Here is a 21,216-nt window from a genome sequence, read left to right on the forward strand (position 1 = left end):
GGATCTATAGCAATAGACAGGCTAGTTAGGACACATAAATTATATTTTAAGGGAACAGGGAACAGGGAACAGGGAACAGAAAAATGTCCTAATAGCTTTGGCGACTGCTATATATTATTATTGAGGGTAAAGTAAGATTAGTTAATCAATTAGATGAAAAAATTGGAACCTTAGATAAAGGAGATACCTTTGGAGAATGTCAGTTTTTTATTAATGATGGATTTGAACATTATAGTATTAGAGCAGGACTAAAAACAAAACTGATTTATCTCAACCCAGAAACCCTGTTTCCTTTAATTACTCAATATCCTCAAATACGAGAGCATTTTTATCAAAAAGCACAACAAATTAATCATAAATTAAATCCGACAAATGTTGAGGAATTTATAAATGATAAACCCATTGATTTATCTAAGAAAACTATAGAAAATAAACCTCAAAAAATTATTAATAAGGCTTATTTTCCTTCCCCTACCCAAAGAGTAACTCATCTATTCCAAAAAGTATGGCGACGCTACCCTTTTTATGCTCAACAAAGTGGTTCTGATTGTGGGGCAGCTTGTTTAGCTATGATCGCCCGTTATTGGGGTAAAAAACTAAGTATTAATCGTTTGAGAGATATCGCCAATGTTGATAGAAATGGTGCATCACTAAAAGGACTTTGTCATGCAGCAGAAAGCATTGGTTTTTCTCCAAGACCGGTTAAAGCGAGTTTAGATAAACTAGCTCAACAGGAACTTCCAGCCATTGTTCATTGGGAAGGAAAACATTATATTGTTGTTTATGAAATCACCAAGAAACAAGTTATTATTTGTGATCCTGCAATTGGTCAAAAAACCCTAAGTTATGAAGAATTTAAAGAACATTGGACAGGTTATAGCCTGCTATTAAAACCTACAGTTTCTTTAAAAAATACACAAGAAGTCAAAACTCCTTTTTGGCAATTTTTTGAATTAGTTAAACCTCATGGCTTAGTTATATTTGAAATATTTATTGCCTCTTTGTTTATCCAAATTTTTGGATTAATTACACCCATTTTTACCCAGTTAATTTTAGATAGAGTGGTGGTTCAGCGATCCGGTGTCACTTTATTTGCAGTAGGGTTAGGATTAATCATTTTTGGTCTATTTCGAGTGGCTATGATGGGGTTACGTCAATATTTATTAGATCATACTGCTAATAAAATTGATATTACCTTAATTGTCGCATTTATTAACCATACATTGCGCTTACCTTTAGGATTTTTTGAGTCTCGTTATGTGGGGGATATTATCTCTCGTGTACAGGAAAATCGTAAAATTCAACGATTTTTAACAGGAGAATCTTTATCAATTATACTAGATTTAATTACCGTATTTATCTATGTTGGTTTGATGTTTTGGTATAGCTGGAAAATGGCACTCTTATCCTTAGCTATTGTCCCACCTTTTTTCTTATTAGCTTTAGTTGCAACTCCATTTTAAAAGCGGATTTCCAGAGAAATTTTTGGAGAAATGGCCAAGGAACAAAGTTATCTTATTGAAGCTTTAAATGGGGTGAAAACCATTAAATCTAGTGCCGTAGAAAGAAGCGTTCGTTGGCATTGGGAAGAACTCTTACATAAAGAAATTACTAAACAATTTTCGGGTCAAGTGATTGGTAACCGCCTACAGATTTTTAGTAATACTATCGAAACTTTAGCAACCACAGGTTTGCTATGGTATGGTGCATGGTTAGTAATTCAAAATCAATTAACTATTGGTCAATTAGTTGCCTTTAATATGCTATTTGGGAATGTGATTCGTCCTTTCCAAAGACTGACGGTATTGTGGGAACAATTACAAGAAGTAGTCATTGCCGTGGAACGACTAAATGATGTACTTGACTACGAACCAGAAGAAGATTTACAACAACAATCACGACAAATTTTGCCCCATCTTAAGGGAAATATTCGCTTTGATAATGTTACCTTTCGTTATCATCCAGAAAGTGATTTAAACGTGCTAGAAAACCTCAGTTTTGAGATTAAATCAGGTCAAACTGTTGCTTTAGTAGGCCGTAGTGGTTCAGGAAAAACAACCATTTCTAAAATGGTTTTAGGACTGTATCCTGCCACGGATGGAAAAATCTTAATTGATGGGCAAGATATCAATAGTTTATCTCTCAGTTCTTTAAGACAACAAATCGGTGTAGTGGATCAAGATACCTTTCTATTTGGCACAACTATTCGAGACAATATTAGTCTTGCTCATCCTGATTCTACCCTAGAAGAAGTTATAGAAACTGCTAAATTAGCAGGAGCCCATGAGTTTATTCAAAAATTACCGATGGGATACGAAACGCAAATAGGAGAAGGGGGAGGAATGCTATCAGGAGGACAACGGCAAAGATTAGCGATCGCCCGTGGTTTATTAGGCAATCCTCGCTTATTAATTTTAGACGAAGCAACCTCCCATTTAGATGCAGAATCAGAGCGTATTATTCAAACAAATTTAAACTCTATTTTACGTCATCAAACCACTTTAGTTATTGCCCATCGCCTTTCTACTGTGAGGAAAGCAGACTTAATTTTAGTATTAGATAAAGGAGTATTAATTGAGAAAAGAACTCACGATGAATTAATGAAAAAACAAGGACATTATTATTATCTCAACCAACAACAATTAGAGGTAACACCTTAATCTTATTGTCTACAATCTATCTATCAATTTTTGGAGTAAACTCATGACTGATGCAGCTAAAAATGAACACATTGATCACAATTTACAAGAAGAAGAAAATTTGTCTTCTGTCGTTAAAACAAGTATTAATTATCAAGATAATTGGTCAAATTCAACCAAAGAAATTCTTGATAGTTTGCCCCGTGTTTGGACAAGAGGACTTCTCTATTTTTTATTTATTTTTGTGGGTATCGCTTTACCCTGGGCGATGTTAGGAAAAGTAGATGAAACGGGAACAGCAACCGGCAAACTAGAACCCGAAGGAAAGACCTTAAAGTTAGATGCACCGGTGGAGGGAAAGGTATCTTTAATTAATGTCAAAGAAGGAGACATAGTAAAAGCTGGAGATAGATTAATAGAAATCGAATCTGACATAATTCAAGCAGATTTAAAACAGCAAAGAAATAAACTAGAAGGACAAAAACAAAGACTGCAACAATTACAAATTTTAGAGAAGCAATTAGAGGTTGTTTTTCAGACACAAAAGCAACAAAATCAGGCTCAAGAATTAGAAAAATTAGCTCAAGTTAATCAAGCTAAATCTAATCTATCAATCCTGAAAAATGCCTACCATTTACAGCAGTCAGAAAAACAAGCTCAAGTTAATCAAGCTCAACAGGATTTAGAATATAATCAAGAAGCTATTAAATTAGCAGAAATTCATTTACAAAATGCTCAAGAAGTCAAAGATCGCTATGATGCGGCTATTAATGAAGGAATTGTTTCTGCGATTCAAGTATTAGAAAAAGAAGACGCTTTACAAGAAAGACAAAAAACTTATAAAAAATTAAAGTCAGATATTGAAAAGGCAAAACATCGTTTAGCTGAACAAAAAAGTAGTTATAAACGAACGATGAAAGAAGCAAAAGGAGCAATTCAAGAAGCAGAATTAAAAGTAAGAGAACAGGACAATAGTTATCAAAGCATCAAGCAATCTGGTGAACTTTCTTTACTAAAAAATAAAGAGCAAATCAATAATATACAAAGAGATATAACCACTCTTCAATCAGACATAAAACAGACAAAAAGTAAAATAGAAAGTTTAGAGTATCAGTTAAGTCAACGAGTAGTAAAATCACCTATTGAGGGAATAGTTTTTGATTTACCCATTGATGCAGAAGGGGCAGTTGTTCAACCCGGAAAGCGCATTTTAGAAATTGCACCTCAAGGAACAAATTTGATTTTAAGAGCGCAAATGGCTACAACAGAAAGTGGTTCTGTAAGCCAAGAAATGCCAGTAAAAATGAAGTTTGATGCTTATCCTTTTCAGGATTTTGGTATCATTGAAGGGACATTAATTGAAGTTTCTCCAACAACATCAGAAATAGAAACCCCTGATGGTAAAACCTTGGTTTATGACCTGATAATTGAACTTGATAAGACCTGTATGCCAACCCCCGATGAGTGTATTAAATTACGTCCAGGAGATACAGCGACAGCAGAGGTTGTTATTCGTCAACGTCGGATTATTGATTTTGTACTTGATCCCTTTAAAAAGTTACACAATGGAGGATTTAAACTTTAAATATCCTTGGAGAAATATCAGATAAAACAAATTATTTATTACCTAATCCAAGAGGCAATTATACAATGGACAAACTAGAGTTTTATCGTAGTGTAATCCAATCATTATTAACAGCTTATGCTGCTGTTCCTATTTCCAATGGAGCGATAGATTGTTATACAGTTTTTGACACGAAACAAGACCATTACCAGGTTATGAATGTGGGATGGGATGGCCATCGACGGGTTTATGGTTCTGTTCTCCATTTAGATATTAAAAAAGGAAAGATTTGGATTGAGCAAAATATGACAGAAATGAGAATTGCTAAAGAACTTATTAAAAAAGGGGTTCCTAAAGAAGATATTGTCTTAGGATTTCAAGCTCCAGAAATGCGTCAATATACAGATTACGCTGTTATTTAATTTTAATTAAAGATTCTTTAGAGACTGTATTAAAGTATGTCCAGGAGATACAGCTAAAGAAGAGATTATTATTCGTCAACTTCGTATTATTTATTTTGTAATTGATCCCTTTAAAAAGTTACAAAATGGAGAATTTAAACTTTAGAAACCATAGTTAAAGAAGTTAGTAGTAAGAAGTAGGTAGGGACTTAATAACATTAAGTCCCTACAAAATTTTTTGTTGTAACAAATAATTACAAGTTAAAGGATATCTGTTTAACTTTAAACCTAATCAAAATATTTCAAATCTATTGATGAAGTTATTTAAAGATTATCATCAATAACCAACCCAACAACAACAACTAAGAGTGCAACCTCCAAGATTTTTTTCCAATTCCATTTTCCACCGACAATACTCTCTAATTCTAAGTCAGATAATTCTGTATAGTCTAATTCAACAGGTTTAAGATCAGAAATAACTATGTTTGCCATTGTTACATTACTCCATAATTAGTTGTGTTTTTGAAAAGCTTGAATTTGCTTGTCTTATTTATAAGATATCAAGTATTAATTAGTAGCGTCAATAGCAAAAAAAGCTTAAATTAATAACAATTAAACTAATTATTTCCTGATATTGTTTCAGAAAACTACCTTTGTGACTATGTAGATGGTTAAATGTGATCTAAACGTATATTGAGTTGTGATCTCGATCAATAATTTTCAGTGATTTTGTGCAATATCCAAGAATAAATTAAAACAATTATTTCTTTTTTAAATTATCTCACCTCTAGTTATGGTCTATTTTAACTTCCTATCTATAGGATGTTTGAAAAGTGTGAATTTTAATTTAGATCCTCTTAGTCCTTCTTTGAAAGGAGGTTTAGAGGAGCTTAGGGGCTTCTCAAACTGCCTCTTAGCTAATTTTGAATTTTTTTATCCCGAAGAAGAACTAAGATGAATAAAGACAATTTTGACGGTGTTGGTTCGATTAATAGACTTATCAGCTTTTTCAATAGTGATCAATTCTTAAGTTTCCATCAACAAGGTAGCAGCAATATGGAGATCATAAATTTTTGATATAATTAAATTAAGAAATAAATATTTCCAGCTAAAGCCATGGAATTAGCCTTAGAACAAATTATCTTAAATCCTGGTCAACAATTACTTTTAAAAGAGCTTAACTGGGCAAAATTTGAGGCAATATTATCAGAATTAGGAGAAAGTCGTGCTTCTCGATTATCCTACAGTAACGGAGTATTAGAAATCATGGTTCCTTTACCTGAACATGAAAAGGATAAAGAAATCATTGGAGATATTATTAAAATTCTCTTAGATGCACTCAACATTGATTTTGAAACGCTGGGATCAACCACATTTAAAAATAAACTTATGAATCAGGCCGTCGAACCTGATGCTTGCTTTTATATTGAAAACTATCAAGCTGTTATTGGTAAAAAAAGGCTAAACCTAGAAAGTGATCCACCTCCAGACTTAGCCATAGAAATTGATATCACTTCCCGTACCCGTTTAGATAATTATCGACTTTTAGGTGTCCCCGAACTTTGGCGTTATACTCAAAATAGTTTAGAGATTAATGTGTTACGAGAAGGAGAATATATTGAGTCTTTAAATAGTCCCAATTTTACCAATATTCCGATTATTGAATTAATTAATCAAGCTGTTGAACAAAGTCAACATATTGGGAGAAGTGAAGCTATGAGAAACTTTAAAAATTGGATTAAGGAAAATCTTGATAATAACTTAACTTAAAGGCAGAATTTATATTACTATTAAGAATGAATATTTCAAGGAAAAAATTTCATTATGTCATCACAGATCAACATTACCGAGCAAGATATTCTCAAACAACTTAAATTATCAGGAAAAGTCCCAGAAATTCTCGAAGGGATAGTTAAGCAGACAATTATTACTGAAGAAGCAGAAAAAGCAGACATCACAATAGAAACTGAAGAACTACAAAAAGCCGCCGATCAATTTCGGTTACTTAATGATCTTCGAATGGTTGAAAAACAAAGTTGAGCAAATAGAGATAAACTTATCTTAACTGACGGAATAAAACCTCTAGTTACTGTTGTATCCCTATCCAAAAATTATCTTATTATAAAAAATAATAATTCACATATAACTACTAGATTTTTTGGTTAGTTAATAACTAATTTTTTAAGCACATCTTGGTGCATAAAAGCGCGATCTTTTAAAGATTGAATCCTATCTTTAATTAACGGGTCCCCATTAACAAAATATTCTAACCAAGCGGTACTAATAACATTGGGATCAGTGGGAAGTTGAGCTAAATCCCATCCAGGAATTTCGATTTCTTCCATTAAATAGTCCACTTTAGGATCATAACTGAGAGCAAAACATTTACACTCTTGTGAAGCGGCCATAATTAAACTGTGTAAACGCATCCCAATTATCATCTCTACCCCTTGAAAGAAACCCTTTAATTCTCTGGGATTTTCTAATTGAATAATCTGGTTAGTCCCTGGTAATTGTTTAGCAATAGAACGAGCAATTTCTAAATCTTGGGTTGCTTGGAAAGGAACCAATAAAAGACAGGTATTGGTGGCCTTTTGAAAATCAATTAAAGCTTGGGTTAATATCTTTAACCTTTGAGGGGTTAATAGACGATGACTCCGTAAATTAACTGCTACTCTCGGTGCCGGTAAATCCGCTAAACCTACCACAGATTTAGCCGTTAACGCCCAAACTGGATCAGGGGCAATCAAAGGATTTATATGCCATTTTGATAATAATTGTGCGGACTTATAATCCCTAACACTAACAGCAGTACAACCTAATAAAACTTGATGGGTTAACCAACGGGTCAAAGGATTATTTAAAGGGCCAATTCCTTGCGCCCAAGCAACAGTTTTTAAGCCTTTTTGTTGGGCTAATGCCATCAATCCTGCATAATAAATAGGACTAGCTAAACTGGTAACATCCTGCATCAAACTCCCCCCACCCCAAATAAAAATATCAGAGGTTTTTAGAGCTTCTAAAATAGCTAACCCAGAACGATTATGATAAGTTTGCACCCCATATTGTTCGTAAGTTTTACGAGGGTTTGCTGAGAGGACAATGGGTTCAACTTGAGAGGGTAACATCTGTAGCAAAGTCATCAATAAGGCTTCATCGCCCCCGTTTCCTTTGCCATAATAACCACTAATAACTGCCCGCATTTTTACTTCTCGATTGGCCAAATAAGCTTAGTATACAGATAAGCGATGGTTTCCACAATCACTGATTTTATCCCCGCGCTGGTTTTCCACCAAGGTACGGAGGAAGGAGGAGTAAATGCGATCGCCCCCACTTTGATCTCTGGTTCTAAAATCCCTTTAAACACTAACCAACTACGGCGAGTGTGAACGTCAAAGGAATAGATATTGATAGCTTTAACAGCTAAATTTGATTCCAGTAACCATTGTTTCACAGCCTTGGCACTGGCGGCAGTTCGGTTAACTTGTACAGTAGTATTAGGAACTGCAACAACCTGATTAGGGTTTAACCCCAAGGCAATGACTGTGGCAGCAGCTAGGTCAGCTAAGGTTTTATAGTCACTTAGATATTTTCCTCGGCCTATTTCGTTACCAGTGGTGATCATCAAACGATAATCTTTGTCTTTAAATTCTGCCATCGCTGCTTCTATTGTCTTATCACTCACCCATCCTTCTACGATCATAACGTCTGCATCTAGGGGGCGAGACATCCTTAAAAATGGATGAATGGATAAGGCAAAACTGATTAATAGTAAAACTAGGACAAAAACCAAAAATAACCACCCCTTAAGGCTCAAAGTCCACTGGGGTTTATATTCGAGTAAACCCCAAAATTTTTGGGGTGGGAGTTGGCAGAAAACCATAATTAATTGACTAAGAAACAGAGGCAGATCGTTGTTGTTTTAGATAGGTAAATACGGATTTATCTCCAATATCAGGGATTAAGGGTTGAATAGATTTCCGTAGGGCAAAAATGATAAATAAACCTGCCCAGGTACCCAATAATGCTTGTTCTATACCTACAGATAAAACACCAAATAAATGACCTAATAAAAGTAGGGGTACTAGAGGCGTTAATAATTTTGTTTCCAGACGATTAAAACAAAACGCTTCCTTAAAATAAATCCCTGTTAAGGCAACAAAGATAAAACCAATTCCCAATAAAGTAAGGGGATTTTGATAAACATATAAAGCTAAAGGGTCTTGAGAAAATGTAGACAGAATTATAGCGGTTAGGGTTCCAATGCCCCAACATACCTGTAAGAAACGATGGAGAGGGATCAAGTAAATATGAATAGTTATTAAGCTAATGCCCAAACCAAGAGAAAATGAGGTAAACAAAGGAGTGAGTAAAGTTAGGGTTAAAGAGGTCGCCCCTTGCCCTAAAATCAAGCCACTTCCTAAAGCAAAACTGAAAGCCGATAGTAGCAACCCAAGACGATAGATTTTAACCCCTTGGAGGTCTTCTGAAGTAATAGTATATTGTCCAAATTGACCTTGATAAACCTCTAAGGTTTCCGATGCTGTCTTCATGATTATATTCTCCGTTAGTTAACGTTTAAATTGTATCGTTTTTTTACGAAAAAAAAGCACTTTTTTTCTAATCATAAAATTCATCTTAAATTTAAACGGTATACTGAATTTCTTGAGCTAGTATTATGGTTTAAAAAAGGATAAAAAGCCAGAGCAAATTAGCAATAAATAACCAATTGTAAAATAATCCTATGATTGTCACCTTTGAACAGAATTAAAGAGCTACAATGATTATTGTAATGAATAAGGTGCTAGGCAGAGAGAAACAATTTAGCGACCGATAAAGTGTGGTGTGATGTAGTGAAAGTCCCGCGAACTAATCTAGTTTAGGGCAAATTAGCTCTTACAGCAGTTTGTTATTAAAACACTGCTCCTTACACTCTTTGGAGGTCAAAATGGTTAACAATTCAGCTAAGTTTATTGCTTTAGGTACAGTAGCAACCGTTGGTGTACTTGGTTTAGTTTCCGAAGCGCAAGCTCAACATTTCGTCTATCCTCAAGAATTAGAAAAAGAGGAAGAAATCGCTTATGTTGACTGGGACAGCAATCCTGGCCCCCGTGCTTTTGAACGCCAGATCCAAAAAGTTGTGTTTGAATGTGTTCCTCAAGCAGATGGCAGTTATGTCACTGAAGAACGGGTAGTAGAAATTACTTTTAATCCTGCAAAGGCTGCTCCCGTTGGTAGCACTTTCGATCCTCATAACCCCTATAGTGGTGGTGTTTATTCACGTGAGGATGTGTCCAATCAGTACATCGCATTGGGTGAATTAAGTGGACAACCCATGATTCTCTGGAATGAAGAAGTTGCTTCCAGTAATCCTGAAGGGTTATACACTCCCGAAAGTCGTTGTCAAACCGTTAGTGCGCGCCTAACCAATCTAGCCTATGCCTTTGGTGAAACTACTCCTGTAGGTGTTGCTCAAGCATTCACTGAAAGAATGGCTACTGGTGTTGTTAACGGAGAAAGAGTTATCTTTATCTCCTACGATCCAGAAAACGTTTCTACCGAAAATGTAGTCTTAACCTTAAGACCTGAAAATGGCGCTACATTCGCAGAATCTCAAAGAACCTTGGCTCAGTTCAACAATTCTCTTTCCCCCGCTATTGGTGGTTTAGAAGAAGATCCTACCAAGCTTCCTCCCATTCAAGAGTAGATTATACCAACAGGGAAAGACGTTCAACATCTTTGTATTCTTTCCCTTTTCTCTAGAGAGTTAGTAAGTCACTACTCTCTATTTTTTTTGTCTACAAATAATAAAACTTGCAACTAATCTGAGAATTACGTTAAATTTAGTTAAGTTGGATCTGCAATTTCAGCAAAATTCTCGTCTTTATAACTAAACTCTTGACAAAAAAAATATTTTGTGTTAAGAAAATCAAATTCACTCACCTAAGAGAAAACTTAACCTATGAAAATATCTTGGAGAACCCTATTACTCTGGACATTACCACTATTGGTGGTGGGATTTTTCCTCTGGCAGGGAGCTTTCCCCGCAACATCAACTCCCATGGGGAACAACACAGCTAACACCCGTATGACCTACGGGCGTTTCTTAGAATATTTAGATGCCGGTCGTATCCTCAGTGTTGACCTTTATGAAGGAGGACGCACCGCCATTGTTGAAGCAGTTGACCCGGAAATTCAAGACCGCGTACAACGTTCACGGGTTGATCTTCCCATGAACGCCCCTGATTTAATCAGTAAAATACGTCAGTCTGATGTAAACCTAGAATCCCACCCCATCCGTAACGAAGGGGCATTATGGGGCTTTTTGGGCAATCTATTATTCCCAATTCTCCTGATTGGGGCTTTATTCTTCTTGTTCCGTCGCTCTAGTAACTTACCCGGTGGTCCAGGTCAGGCCATGAGTTTTGGTAAGTCTAAGGCTCGTTTCCAAATGGAAGCCAAAACCGACATTATGTTTGATGATGTGGCCGGTATCGACGAAGCGAAAGAAGAATTACAAGAGGTTGTCACTTTCTTAAAACAACCCGAACGTTTCACCGCAGTTGGGGCCCGTATTCCTAAAGGAGTGTTATTAGTTGGACCTCCTGGAACCGGTAAAACCCTCTTAGCTAAAGCGATCGCCGGAGAAGCTGGCGTACCTTTCTTCAGTATTTCTGGTTCTGAGTTCGTAGAGATGTTCGTGGGTGTTGGTGCGTCCCGTGTTCGTGATTTATTTAAGAAAGCCAAAGAAAACGCCCCTTGTCTCATTTTTATCGATGAAATTGACGCAGTAGGTCGTCAACGGGGTGCTGGTATAGGTGGTGGTAACGATGAACGGGAACAAACTCTCAACCAGTTATTAACGGAAATGGACGGGTTTGAAGGCAATACAGGAATCATTATTATTGCTGCTACCAACCGTCCCGATGTACTGGACTCTGCTTTAATGCGTCCGGGTCGTTTTGACCGTCAGGTAATTGTAGACGCTCCTGACTTCAAAGGACGGATCGAAATCTTAGAAGTTCACGCTCGCAACAAAAAATTAGCCCCCGATGTCTCTATTGAGACTATCGCCCGTCGTACTCCTGGTTTTAGTGGTGCTGACTTAGCTAACTTACTTAACGAAGCAGCTATTTTAACCGCCCGTCGTCGTAAGGAAGCCATTACTTTATTAGAAATTGACGACGCTGTTGATAGGGTTGTTGCTGGTATGGAAGGAACTCCCTTGGTTGATAGTAAGAGTAAGCGTCTCATTGCTTATCACGAAGTTGGCCATGCGATCGTTGGTACTTTAGTTAAGGATCACGATCCTGTACAAAAAGTTACTTTAATCCCCCGTGGACAAGCTCAAGGGTTAACCTGGTTTACCCCCAATGAGGAACAAGGTTTGACCACCAAAGCACAGCTTATGGCCCGCATTGCTGGAGCTTTAGGCGGTCGTGCTGCCGAAGAAGAGGTTTTTGGTTACGATGAGGTAACAACCGGTGCTGGTGGCGATTTACAGCAGGTCTCAGAAATGGCTCGTCAGATGGTGACTCGTTTCGGGATGAGTGAACTTGGTCCTCTTTCTCTAGAAAGTTCCTCCGGTGAGGTCTTTTTAGGGGGCGGTTTAATGAACCGCTCGGAATATTCGGAAGAAGTGGCTATGAAAATTGACGCTGAAATGCGAATTTTAGCTGAAGACGGCCATAAATTAGCCCGTCAAATTGTCCGCGACAATCGTGAAGTGGTTGATCGCTTGGTTGAATTGTTGATCGAAAGAGAAACTATTGATGGAGAAGAGTTCCGTCAAATTGTAGCTGAATACACCGAAGTTCCTGAAAAAGAACAGTTTGTCCCCCAGCTATAAACTAGATTAAAAACTATAAAAAAAAGGCGCGATCGCTCGCGTCTTTTTTTTGCTTAAAGAAAAGAATCATCTTGAGGTGGATGTAATTTTCCTTCTTTCCACAATTTTCGGGATCTTTGCACAATAATTATCGTTACGGCTTACGGCTAAATACTTACGCAAATTGCTTAAATTTCTTCCATTTCCAACTTAGCAGAGGTCACAGCAGCGAATGCAAAAGCAAAAACAATAGGCATGGGATTTCTTAATATATAGCTTAAAACAACCGATACAATTGAGATTAAAATTGCAGTGGTTAACCAAGTTTTTTCTTCAGCACAAAATCCCTTTGTTGCTTTGATTAAGTACAATACTTCAGAGGGAATTGGTTCTGGCATAACTGCACCTGGAGGAAAAGCCCAATAGTGATTGTAGCGTTCTCTAAATAAATCTGTCCATCCATTGTCGTCACACCATTCTTGTATCCATTCGTCTCTAAAGTGTTTCATAATTCTTTTAGATTTCCTCAATTTACTACTGGTTCTCGTCCTAATTAATCTATAGTTTAGCAATAGTTATCATTCATATTAGCAAAACCATTTTGGGTTGCTAGGTAACTTAATAAATCTTAATTAATACTTTTTAAGCATATATGCTTAGAATTTGCTTTTCTGTACAAATTGTCTTTAATTTTTGGTCCCAAGGTTCACAAGGAAGTTGAGATAAAAGGGCAAATTCAAAGATAATACCGACTGTGGGAATAGATTGCCATTGAGGAGAATTTAAGAGGCGATCGTAGAAACCTCCACCATAGCCTAACCGGTATCCATTATAATCACAAGCAACGGCAGGAATGAATATTAAATCAACTTTTTCAGGGGTTAAAATCGGAGCGTTGGGTAAGGGTTCTAAAATCCCATATTTGCCTGTTCTTAGTGGCTCTTGGGGTTGCCAAAAATGCCAAATTAAGGATTTTTTTTCGCAGCGAGGAAACCCCCAATTATGGTTAGTTGAAAATAGAGAAGTTAAATCTGGTTCTTGACGTATGGGAAAGTAAGCTAGAATAGTTTTTGCTTGTTTAAATAATGAATAATTTTGTAAAATATTACATATTTTTTGGCTTTTTTCTTTCCAGTCTGTTTCTGATAAGCTTTCTCTCTTGCTTATAATTTCTGCTCTCAGTTGTTTTTTTATTTCTTTTGTATTCATAATATTTTTTTTGTTAGAGAAATCGGGTTAAATCAAATTCTTGTTCTGAATTATTATTGGGGAATCTTTCTAGATTCAATAATAATAATAAGTGTTCCGAGTAGTCAACAATGCCTTTTAATTCTTGTTGTAATTGTTCTAGCCCACCGTTGGCATATTCTTCAAAAATTTTAACTCTTTTTTCTTCTGCTTCTGGGTCATTAACAGAAAGAATATTAGGGTCATTTGTCTCTGCGATCGCTAACAACTTTATGACAGTATCATAACCCCGAGAAACAAAAATTTCTAAACTAATAGGTGCTGGTTCTTTAGAAATAACATTAAGAGGAATTCGCTTGTTATATTTTGAGCCTAATGTGGCCGCAAAAGTTATCACATCTGCGTAGGTTTGAAAGGGTCCAACCCCTCCATTGAAATCTACCAAAGATTTAACTAATTCTGATTTATCTTTACTTATTCTGATACGATTAATAGCCATTTTTTATGATATCGTGGAATAAAAGAAGTATAATTAAAGAGCAAAAGTAGTTTAGATTGATTATGATCAGTGAAAGTCCATCTTTAAGTGAAAATTTGCATCCAACCAATCAATCTGATGCTTATCATCCCATTATTATTAATTTAGAAGAAATTACCAAAATATATGGAAGTTACAATACTAAAGTCAAAGCCTTAGATAAAATTAACCTAACCATCGAAAAAGGTGAATACTGTACCATTATGGGAGCATCAGGTTCAGGAAAATCAACCATGATGAACATTATCGGTTGTCTTGACCGTCCTTCTTCTGGAAAGTATTATTTAGATGGGATCGATGTGTCGGGATTGCCCGATTCTCAACTAGCTGCTATCCGTAACCGAAAAATTGGTTTTGTTTTTCAACAATTCCACCTTTTGCCACAAATGACCGCCTTGGAAAACGTTATTTTACCAATGGTCTATGCTGAGATATCTCCCTCTGAACGGCGAGAACGCGCCCTAGAAGCCTTGGAAAAGGTGGGTTTGGGGAATAGGGTTAATAACAAACCCAATCAACTCTCAGGGGGGCAGCAACAACGGGTGGCCATTGCTAGGGCCATCGTTAATGAGCCGGTGCTTCTCCTCGCCGATGAACCGACCGGAGCTTTAGACTCCAAAACCACCGAGGAAGTGTTAGGCATCTTTGAAAGCCTTTATCAAGCTGGTATTACGGTAGTCGTCGTCACCCACGAGTCAGAAGTTGCTCGCCATTCTCGCCGAGTTATTTGGTTTCGGGATGGTCAAGTGATTCATAGCAATCTTAACCCTCAAGAATTACACTCGGTTATTGATTAGACCCGGTATTAAATTAACAAATGTTGCGAAAAAAAGGAAGACCAACCATAATAGTGAGTTAAGATATTTATATTTTTGTATACCAAATTTAATAAAACCTTTTTTTCCTATTTTCTTTTGAATTCAGAGGCATTAGTAGACGCTTGTGACTTTGCAAACAACCCAATCTCATTACCCCAGTCCCAAAATTCAACAGCAAAAACGCTATGATGCTGAGGCCATCGCCCGTTATTACCGCCTACGTCCTTGGGGAGTAATTAAACGGGCCATAACAGTTATCTGGTCTTTTGGCTGGTTTTTGCTCCATTTGCAATGGGATCAGTGGTTTAACTCCGATAAAGACAATAAACAGCAGTGTGCAACCCAATTAAGGCGAATTCTCACCCGTTTGGGACCGACCTTTATAAAAGTGGGTCAAGCCTTATCAACCCGTCCCGATCTGATCCGGCCCGATTTTCTGCAAGAGTTGATCAAACTCCAGGATCAACTACCACCCTTCGATAACGAAATGGCTTTCTCTATTATAGAGAAATCTCTAGGAATTAGCATAGACGAAGCCTATCGAGAAATTTCTCCCCATCCCGTAGCAGCAGCTAGTCTCGGACAAGTTTACCGCGCTGTGTTGCATACAGGGGAAGAAGTAGCAGTTAAAGTACAACGGCCTAAACTCAGACCCATTTTAACCCGTGATCTCTTCTTAATGCGTTGGGCAGCTTGTCAGTTTGGTCGCTTTTTACCCCTTAATTTAGGACACGATTTAACCCTAATTATCGATGAATTTGGGGTGAAATTATTTGAGGAGATCGACTACATTAACGAAGGAAGAAACGCCGAAAAATTTGCAGCTAACTTCCGAGAAGATGATGACGTTAAAGTTCCCGCTATTTACTGGTCTTATAGTAGCGATTGCGTTTTAACTTTAGAGTGGATACAGGGTTATAAATTAACTGATACTGACAAAATTATTGCAGCCGGATTAGACCCTTATGCTATTGTAAGAATCGGCGTAACCTCCGGTTTAAGGCAACTGTTAGAACACGGATTTTTCCATGCTGATCCCCATCCTGGTAACTTATTTGCCACCCTCGATGGACGCATGGCCTTTATTGATTTTGGCATGATGGATCAGTTAGAAGAAAACACCAAAGAAACCATTGCCAGTTCTGTTGTGCAGTTAATTAATCAAGATTATGATGCTTTAGCAAGGGATTTTGTGCAGTTAGGTTTTTTGACCTCTGACACCAATATTGAACCAATTATTCCCGCATTAGAAAGGGTTTTAGGGAATGCGATCGGTCAAAGTGTAGGGGACTTTAATTTCAAAACTATCACCGATGATTTTTCGGAATTAATGTATGAATATCCCTTCCGAGTTCCGGCTAAATTTGCCCTAATTATTCGCTCACTTATTACTCAAGAAGGATTAGCCCTCAGCCTTGATTCTGACTTCAAAATTGTGGAAGTAGCCTATCCTTATGTAGCCAGAAGGTTATTAACAGGAGAATCTCCCCAACTTAGAAAACGACTCTTAGAAGTATTATTTAAAGATGGGAAATTCCAGTGGCAACGATTAGAAAACATGATCAATATTGCCCGTTCCGACGAACAATTTGATCTTCTCCCAACTGCACAATTAGGATTACAATATTTGTTATCTGATGAAGGAAGATATTTACGTCATCAATTGTTGTTAGCCTTAACAGAAGACGATCGCTTACACACCGAAGAAGTTCAACGTATTTGGGCGTTAATTAGTGACGATCTTCAACCCCAACAATTATTTGGTGTTGCTATGAAGGCATTTCAACAATTCTCGAGTGTAGGAGTTGCTGCCATTCTTCCCAAAACAGCCGATTTCAATTAACCTATTATTCATTCGGGTTTTTCATGTACTATTTACCTCAGCCTCCTTATTTCCTAATCTTTGCCGGTTTATTCATCGGCCTCACCTGTGGTTTAGCCTTTGAAGCTACCCTAAAGTCTCAAGTTAAAGTGATGTTAAATAAGCCTGTCGATCAAATGCTAAAAGGTTCTGGTTTACAGTTACCTTTTTTTGGTATTTGTGTTGGTATTTGCGTCTTTCTTTCTTCGGGTTTAGAGATTTTTATTTTTGACCGTTGGCTATCTTATGCCCTTTCTTTACCCATGACCATTTTTATTGCTGCTTTAGTATGGATACAACTGGCAAGCGTATTAAAACAGTTAAAAGAAGGTGGATCAAAAGCAATTGATTTAGACGCTTTTTATTAAAGAAATTGTAAGGATTCAGCGATAAGCTATCAGCTTACTTTCTAGAATACATTTGGGGGCTTAATAATATTAAGCCCCTACTTTTTAAATTTTGAATTGTTGAATATATCTCCACCCTTCCCACCCTCATTCAACTGAAATATTGATACACCCAATTAAAAACTAATGTAAGTTAACCAGGTGGCCAAGATAAAGATCGCCCTCCTAAAATATGTAAATGAAGATGATCAACGGTTTGGCCTCCATCATCTCCATTATTAATAACCACACGATAACCATTATTTAACCCTGCTTGTTGGGCAACTTGTTTCACTTTCATTAAAAGATGTCCTAAAATACGATGATCCTCTTCTTGCGCTTCTTCTAGTTTAGGAATAGGTTTTTTCGGAATGACTAAAATATGAGTGGGTGCTTGAGGGTTAACATCAGTAAAAGCTAAGCATAAATCATCTTCATAGACGATATTGGCTGGTATTTCTCGCCGGATAATCTTACTAAAGATTGTATCAGTCATTGTCTCATTTAATCAGTGACAATTTCTTATTTTATCATTTAGGGGCTTACTCATTCTGTATCTGGATCAAGTCAGGGACTATAATAGATAATTAAATCTTTTTAGAGAAGAGGAATGAAACATGAATCAAGGTAAAATTGTTGCTGTTATTACCGGCGCTATTTCTATCTTTCTAGCAGTTGCTTATTTAGTGATTGTTCAATTATTGGACTTTCGAGGCGAAATGATACCTGCGCCAACTTTGGAGATGATCTTCAATCTTTTTTAGTTTATCAATAATTGTAACAGTTTGCAGACATCCTCTAGGAGTTCTCAAACTTTTCTCGTTACACTGAATAACTATATCTGCGCACCCTCCTTTTTTTGACTAATTTTTTGCTATGATTCCTTTGCAACTTACCCTAAAAAACTTTTTGAGTTATCGAGATATAATCCTTGATTTTCGGGGGTTACATACTGCCTGTATTTGTGGGGCAAATGGTGCAGGAAAATCATCTTTATTAGAAGCAATAACCTGGGTTATTTGGGGAAAAAGTAGAACGGCAACAGATGAGGATATTATTCATACTACCGCAGCCTATGTTAGGGTTGATTTCGAGTTTATTTGTTATGAACAAAGTTATCGGATTATTCGTAGTCGTCAACGGGGAAAAAGTAACACTTTAGACTTTCAAATTAATAGTGGTGATGAGTTTATTTCTTTGAGTGGTAAAGGTGTTAGGGCGACTCAAGATATTATTATTGCTACCTTGAAATTAGATTACGAGACTTTTATTAATTCGGCCTATTTACGTCAAGGAAGGGCTGATGAATTTATGTTACGGGGGGCAACAGATAGAAAAAAAGTTTTGGCAGAGTTATTAAAGTTAGAGGAGTATCAAAAATTAGCAGAAAAAGCCAAAGATTTATCTAAACAATATAAAGGACAAGTTGAACAAATCAAGTTGAACTTAGACAGAATTAACCAACAGATAGAAGAGAGAAAAAATATTAATACTCAGCAAAAAGTGATTAATGAAGAGATTGAAAAATTACAAAATTTACAACAAGCTGATCAACACAAATTACAAATAATTAAACAAAAAAATAATCATCGTCAAGCTTGGTTAGAACAATTTACATGGCATCAAAATAAACAACAAAATTTAGTAAAAGAAGCACATAAATTAAATAAGGAATCTGGTGAGTTAGCTAATAAAATTAATAATTCAGAAACTATGATTAGTCAAGAACAAGAAATTACTGAAAAATACGAAGAGCTATTAATATTACAAAAACAAGAAGAAACTTTGTCCCATCAATTCCAAATTTCACAGGAACTTCAACAGGAAAGACAAAAAATAGAACAAGAAATTTTCAAAAAAAATAATCAATTACAATTACAAATTCGTCAAGAAAAAACTCGTTTAGAACAGTTAGAAGAAAATGAAAGAGAATTACAAAAAATAATTAGTCAATCCAAAGAAATTAAAGCAGCAGTAGAAAAGTTAAACAATCATCGTCAAAGATTACAAGAATTAGATAAATTACAACATAAAGTTACCCCTTTGTTGAAACAGAAGCAAAATTTAGAAACAGAATTAGCAAAAATAAAAGCTAATCTAGAAGCAAAGTTAGAACAATTTGAAAATTTAGAAGCTCAGTACAATCAAGAATTGAAAAAAATACCAGAAAGACGACAACTTCTTTTAGAGTTAGATAGTCAAATTCAAGAAATTGATAATCAGAAAGTTTATCAGATACGGGTTAAAGAAAAATCGCAAGAAAGAAAATTGAAACAAGAAAAATTAATAGTTAATCAACGTAACTATACAGAAAAAATAGACGAATTACAGCAAAAAATAAACTTATTAAATAATCCAGACTCTGCTTGTCCTTTATGTGAACAAGAATTAGATGAAAGTCGTCGTCATAATGTTGTTGATAAAACTCATCAGCAACAGCAGAGACTTCAAGAACAGATTTGGTTTTTACAAGAGGAACTATCTGTTATTAAGCGAGATATTAAATCATTAACTATTGAAGATAAGCAGTTAGAAAATAAGCTAAAAAATTCAGAAAGTATTCAACAAGATTTTTCTAGAATAGAGGCACAACTTGATCAAGCAGGAGAGGTAAAAATTAAGTCAAAGAAATTACAAAAAGAAAAAGAATCTATTGAAAACTTAATCCAAACAGAAACCTACGGAATGGATATACAAAATGATATTAAAACTATTAGTAAAAGATTAGAAGAACTGAATTATGATGAACAAAGTCATGGTTTAGCTAGGGGAGAAGTTGATCGATTAAGATGGGCAGAAATTAAACAAGCTAGAATAGAAGATGCTATCCGTAACCAAAAGAAAATAGCTCAAAAAAAGCCAGAAATTATAAATAAAATTGAAAAATTAGAAACAGAAATAAAAAAATTAGAAACCGATTCAGAATTAAGACAAAAAATAGACAAAATAGAAGGGGAATTAAATAACTTGAACTATGATAGAGCTTATCATCAAAGAATTTCTAGTTATATTCGTAAATCTCAATCTTGTGTGGTTGATTATCAAAAATTGCAAGATATTAAACAACAATATCCTCAATTGAAAGAACAGTTAGAAACTGTTACAAATAAAATCAATAATAATCAAGAAGAAAAAAAAGATACAGAAAAATTTATACAACAATTATCAACTCAATTAGAAACTATTGAAGATTATACAGAAGAAATTGAAAGATTAGAAACACAACTTAAATTAGAAAGGAAAAAATTAGATAATTTACTGGGTAAAAAAGGAAGAATAGAACAATCTTTATCTCAATTAGAAAGCTTTAAAAAAGACCAAGAAGAACAAGAAAAACAATATAAAAATATTCGTAAAAAATATCGAGTTTACACAGAATTAACTCAAGCTTTCAGTAAAAATGGTATTCAATTATTAATGATTGAAAATGTTTTACCACAATTAGAAGCAGAAACAAATCAAATATTATCACGATTAACAGGTAATCAATTTCATATTAGATTTGTAACACAACGTGCCGGAAAAAGTGGCAGTTCTCGAAAAAAATCAGCTAAAATGATCGATACCTTAGATATTATTATTTCCGATACAAAAGGCAGTCGTGCCTATGAAACTTACTCAGGAGGTGAAGCATTTAGGATTAATTTTTCTGTGCGTTTAGCCTTAGCTAAATTATTAGCACAAAGGGCAGGAACTACATTACAAATGTTAATTATTGATGAAGGTTTTGGAACGCAAGATGCAGAAGGATGTGAACGTTTAATTGCAGCTATTAATGCTATTTCTTCTGACTTTTCTTGTATTTTAGCTGTCACCCATATGCCCCGTTTTCAAGAAGCTTTTCAACATCGTATTGAAGTATATAAAACTAATCAAGGATCAAAAATTAATTTAGTTAGTTAACTATCTTAAATCTCTAAAAAATCCTAGTATCTAATAGTGTTATATTTAAAATAAATTTGGTATAATTAAATTAGGGTTTTATTATTGAGG

The 21,216-nt window shown here is 35.6% G+C and carries 19 protein-coding genes and 1 pseudogene; 12 read left to right on the plus strand and 8 right to left on the minus strand.

All coding sequences use genetic code 11. The annotated features are described in order from the left end of the window. Window positions 1–107: 107 nt before the first annotated feature. The 3 genes and pseudogenes from QNJ66_RS03880 to QNJ66_RS03890 form a co-directional block, all read left to right on the plus strand. A pseudogene (locus tag QNJ66_RS03880) lies at window positions 108–2,660 on the plus strand (peptidase domain-containing ABC transporter); the annotation flags it as partial. A 43-nt stretch (window positions 2,661–2,703) separates the two neighbouring features. Beyond that, the gene (locus tag QNJ66_RS03885; protein ID WP_300503214.1) at window positions 2,704–4,224 is read left to right on the plus strand and encodes an HlyD family efflux transporter periplasmic adaptor subunit; all 1,521 of its coding nucleotides are present in this window, start codon (window positions 2,704–2,706) and stop codon (window positions 4,222–4,224) included. A gap of 65 nt (window positions 4,225–4,289) precedes the next feature. Further along, window positions 4,290–4,625: a XisI protein gene (locus QNJ66_RS03890; RefSeq protein WP_300503216.1), complete on the plus strand. Its 336-nt coding sequence runs from the start codon at window positions 4,290–4,292 to the stop codon at window positions 4,623–4,625. A gap of 303 nt (window positions 4,626–4,928) precedes the next feature. Here QNJ66_RS03890 and QNJ66_RS03895 read toward each other — a convergent pair whose 3' ends face one another. Next, a complete protein-coding gene (locus QNJ66_RS03895; protein ID WP_300503218.1) occupies window positions 4,929–5,096 on the minus strand; it encodes a hypothetical protein in 168 nt (55 codons plus the stop codon). A 624-nt stretch (window positions 5,097–5,720) separates the two neighbouring features. On the opposite strand from QNJ66_RS03895, the gene QNJ66_RS03900 reads away from it, so the two are divergent. Together QNJ66_RS03900 and QNJ66_RS03905 are read left to right on the plus strand one after the other, a co-directional pair. Next, the gene (locus QNJ66_RS03900; RefSeq protein ID WP_300503220.1) at window positions 5,721–6,374 is read left to right on the plus strand and encodes a Uma2 family endonuclease; all 654 of its coding nucleotides are present in this window, start codon (window positions 5,721–5,723) and stop codon (window positions 6,372–6,374) included. Between the two features lie 54 nt (window positions 6,375–6,428). Continuing rightward, complete coding sequence (locus tag QNJ66_RS03905) at window positions 6,429–6,644, plus strand: hypothetical protein (protein ID WP_300503222.1); 216 nt, start codon at window positions 6,429–6,431, stop codon at window positions 6,642–6,644. Window positions 6,645–6,766: 122 nt separating this feature from the next. Here the strand turns inward: QNJ66_RS03905 and csaB are convergent, their stop codons facing one another. From csaB to QNJ66_RS03920, 3 genes are read right to left on the minus strand one after another with little or no spacing between them, the layout of a single operon-like run. Further along, window positions 6,767–7,807: a polysaccharide pyruvyl transferase CsaB gene (gene csaB, locus QNJ66_RS03910; RefSeq protein ID WP_300503342.1), complete on the minus strand. Its 1,041-nt coding sequence runs from the start codon at window positions 7,805–7,807 to the stop codon at window positions 6,767–6,769. A gap of 2 nt (window positions 7,808–7,809) precedes the next feature. Further along, entirely contained in the window at window positions 7,810–8,487 is a 678-nt protein-coding gene (locus QNJ66_RS03915; protein WP_300503224.1) for a YdcF family protein, read from the minus strand. A gap of 10 nt (window positions 8,488–8,497) precedes the next feature. Further along, window positions 8,498–9,157: a DUF2301 domain-containing membrane protein gene (locus tag QNJ66_RS03920; protein WP_300503225.1), complete on the minus strand. Its 660-nt coding sequence runs from the start codon at window positions 9,155–9,157 to the stop codon at window positions 8,498–8,500. A 395-nt stretch (window positions 9,158–9,552) separates the two neighbouring features. On the opposite strand from QNJ66_RS03920, the gene QNJ66_RS03925 reads away from it, so the two are divergent. Together QNJ66_RS03925 and ftsH2 are read left to right on the plus strand one after the other, a co-directional pair. Next, on the plus strand, window positions 9,553–10,311 hold the full coding sequence (locus QNJ66_RS03925) for a COP23 domain-containing protein (protein WP_300503227.1): 759 nt from the start codon (window positions 9,553–9,555) through the stop codon (window positions 10,309–10,311). 255 nt (window positions 10,312–10,566) lie between these two features. Further along, complete coding sequence (gene ftsH2, locus QNJ66_RS03930; protein WP_300503229.1) at window positions 10,567–12,453, plus strand: ATP-dependent zinc metalloprotease FtsH2; 1,887 nt, start codon at window positions 10,567–10,569, stop codon at window positions 12,451–12,453. A gap of 167 nt (window positions 12,454–12,620) precedes the next feature. Here ftsH2 and QNJ66_RS03935 read toward each other — a convergent pair whose 3' ends face one another. The 3 genes from QNJ66_RS03935 to QNJ66_RS03945 all read right to left on the minus strand — a co-directional run bounded on the left by QNJ66_RS03935 (window position 12,621) and on the right by QNJ66_RS03945 (window position 14,119). Further along, window positions 12,621–12,941 carry a hypothetical protein gene (locus QNJ66_RS03935; protein WP_300503231.1) on the minus strand — a complete coding sequence of 107 codons (321 nt, stop codon included), beginning with the start codon at window positions 12,939–12,941 and terminating at the stop codon, window positions 12,621–12,623. 133 nt (window positions 12,942–13,074) lie between these two features. Then, window positions 13,075–13,641, minus strand: coding sequence for a 5-formyltetrahydrofolate cyclo-ligase (locus QNJ66_RS03940; RefSeq protein ID WP_300503233.1), 567 nt, complete (start codon window positions 13,639–13,641; stop codon window positions 13,075–13,077). 13 nt (window positions 13,642–13,654) lie between these two features. After that, the gene (locus QNJ66_RS03945; protein WP_300503235.1) at window positions 13,655–14,119 is read right to left on the minus strand and encodes a DNA phosphorothioation-associated protein 4; all 465 of its coding nucleotides are present in this window, start codon (window positions 14,117–14,119) and stop codon (window positions 13,655–13,657) included. A 62-nt stretch (window positions 14,120–14,181) separates the two neighbouring features. Here QNJ66_RS03945 and QNJ66_RS03950 point away from each other — a divergent pair, with 62 nt between their 5' ends. The 3 genes from QNJ66_RS03950 to QNJ66_RS03960 all read left to right on the plus strand — a co-directional run bounded on the left by QNJ66_RS03950 (window position 14,182) and on the right by QNJ66_RS03960 (window position 17,205). Beyond that, window positions 14,182–14,955: an ABC transporter ATP-binding protein gene (locus QNJ66_RS03950; RefSeq protein WP_300503237.1), complete on the plus strand. Its 774-nt coding sequence runs from the start codon at window positions 14,182–14,184 to the stop codon at window positions 14,953–14,955. A gap of 145 nt (window positions 14,956–15,100) precedes the next feature. After that, on the plus strand, window positions 15,101–16,819 hold the full coding sequence (locus QNJ66_RS03955; RefSeq protein WP_300503239.1) for an AarF/ABC1/UbiB kinase family protein: 1,719 nt from the start codon (window positions 15,101–15,103) through the stop codon (window positions 16,817–16,819). 23 nt (window positions 16,820–16,842) lie between these two features. Next, window positions 16,843–17,205, plus strand: a complete 363-nt coding sequence (locus tag QNJ66_RS03960; protein ID WP_300503241.1) for a hypothetical protein — start codon at window positions 16,843–16,845, stop codon at window positions 17,203–17,205. A 172-nt stretch (window positions 17,206–17,377) separates the two neighbouring features. On the opposite strand, the gene QNJ66_RS03965 is transcribed toward QNJ66_RS03960, so the two are convergent. Beyond that, on the minus strand, window positions 17,378–17,719 hold the full coding sequence (locus tag QNJ66_RS03965; RefSeq protein ID WP_300503243.1) for a histidine triad nucleotide-binding protein: 342 nt from the start codon (window positions 17,717–17,719) through the stop codon (window positions 17,378–17,380). Window positions 17,720–17,840: 121 nt separating this feature from the next. On the opposite strand from QNJ66_RS03965, the gene QNJ66_RS03970 reads away from it, so the two are divergent. Together QNJ66_RS03970 and sbcC are read left to right on the plus strand one after the other, a co-directional pair. Then, on the plus strand, window positions 17,841–17,987 hold the full coding sequence (locus tag QNJ66_RS03970; RefSeq protein WP_300503245.1) for a hypothetical protein: 147 nt from the start codon (window positions 17,841–17,843) through the stop codon (window positions 17,985–17,987). A 112-nt stretch (window positions 17,988–18,099) separates the two neighbouring features. Then, window positions 18,100–21,126 (plus strand): exonuclease subunit SbcC, encoded by a 3,027-nt coding sequence (gene sbcC / locus QNJ66_RS03975; protein WP_300503247.1) that lies wholly within the window; start codon window positions 18,100–18,102, stop codon window positions 21,124–21,126. Window positions 21,127–21,216 lie beyond the last annotated feature (90 nt).

The sequence above is a fragment of the Crocosphaera sp. genome, assembly GCF_030064895.1.
In the GTDB taxonomy this organism is placed as follows: Bacteria; Cyanobacteriota; Cyanobacteriia; order Cyanobacteriales; family Microcystaceae; genus Crocosphaera.

What these genes read in the sequence shown, in the direction of transcription:
- QNJ66_RS03885 (WP_300503214.1), top strand. Translation starts at nt 2,704, where the DNA reads ATGACTGATGCAGCTAAAAATGAACACATTGATCACAATTTACAAGAA.
- QNJ66_RS03890 (WP_300503216.1), top strand. Translation starts at nt 4,290, where the DNA reads ATGGACAAACTAGAGTTTTATCGTAGTGTAATCCAATCATTATTAACA.
- QNJ66_RS03895 (WP_300503218.1), bottom strand. Translation starts at nt 5,096, where the DNA reads ATGGCAAACATAGTTATTTCTGATCTTAAACCTGTTGAATTAGACTAT.
- QNJ66_RS03900 (WP_300503220.1), top strand. Translation starts at nt 5,721, where the DNA reads ATGGAATTAGCCTTAGAACAAATTATCTTAAATCCTGGTCAACAATTA.
- QNJ66_RS03905 (WP_300503222.1), top strand. Translation starts at nt 6,429, where the DNA reads ATGTCATCACAGATCAACATTACCGAGCAAGATATTCTCAAACAACTT.
- csaB (WP_300503342.1), bottom strand. Translation starts at nt 7,807, where the DNA reads ATGCGGGCAGTTATTAGTGGTTATTATGGCAAAGGAAACGGGGGCGAT.
- QNJ66_RS03915 (WP_300503224.1), bottom strand. Translation starts at nt 8,487, where the DNA reads ATGGTTTTCTGCCAACTCCCACCCCAAAAATTTTGGGGTTTACTCGAA.
- QNJ66_RS03920 (WP_300503225.1), bottom strand. Translation starts at nt 9,157, where the DNA reads ATGAAGACAGCATCGGAAACCTTAGAGGTTTATCAAGGTCAATTTGGA.
- QNJ66_RS03925 (WP_300503227.1), top strand. Translation starts at nt 9,553, where the DNA reads ATGGTTAACAATTCAGCTAAGTTTATTGCTTTAGGTACAGTAGCAACC.
- ftsH2 (WP_300503229.1), top strand. Translation starts at nt 10,567, where the DNA reads ATGAAAATATCTTGGAGAACCCTATTACTCTGGACATTACCACTATTG.
- QNJ66_RS03935 (WP_300503231.1), bottom strand. Translation starts at nt 12,941, where the DNA reads ATGAAACACTTTAGAGACGAATGGATACAAGAATGGTGTGACGACAAT.
- QNJ66_RS03940 (WP_300503233.1), bottom strand. Translation starts at nt 13,641, where the DNA reads ATGAATACAAAAGAAATAAAAAAACAACTGAGAGCAGAAATTATAAGC.
- QNJ66_RS03945 (WP_300503235.1), bottom strand. Translation starts at nt 14,119, where the DNA reads ATGGCTATTAATCGTATCAGAATAAGTAAAGATAAATCAGAATTAGTT.
- QNJ66_RS03950 (WP_300503237.1), top strand. Translation starts at nt 14,182, where the DNA reads ATGATCAGTGAAAGTCCATCTTTAAGTGAAAATTTGCATCCAACCAAT.
- QNJ66_RS03960 (WP_300503241.1), top strand. Translation starts at nt 16,843, where the DNA reads ATGTACTATTTACCTCAGCCTCCTTATTTCCTAATCTTTGCCGGTTTA.
- QNJ66_RS03965 (WP_300503243.1), bottom strand. Translation starts at nt 17,719, where the DNA reads ATGACTGATACAATCTTTAGTAAGATTATCCGGCGAGAAATACCAGCC.
- QNJ66_RS03970 (WP_300503245.1), top strand. Translation starts at nt 17,841, where the DNA reads ATGAATCAAGGTAAAATTGTTGCTGTTATTACCGGCGCTATTTCTATC.
- sbcC (WP_300503247.1), top strand. Translation starts at nt 18,100, where the DNA reads ATGATTCCTTTGCAACTTACCCTAAAAAACTTTTTGAGTTATCGAGAT.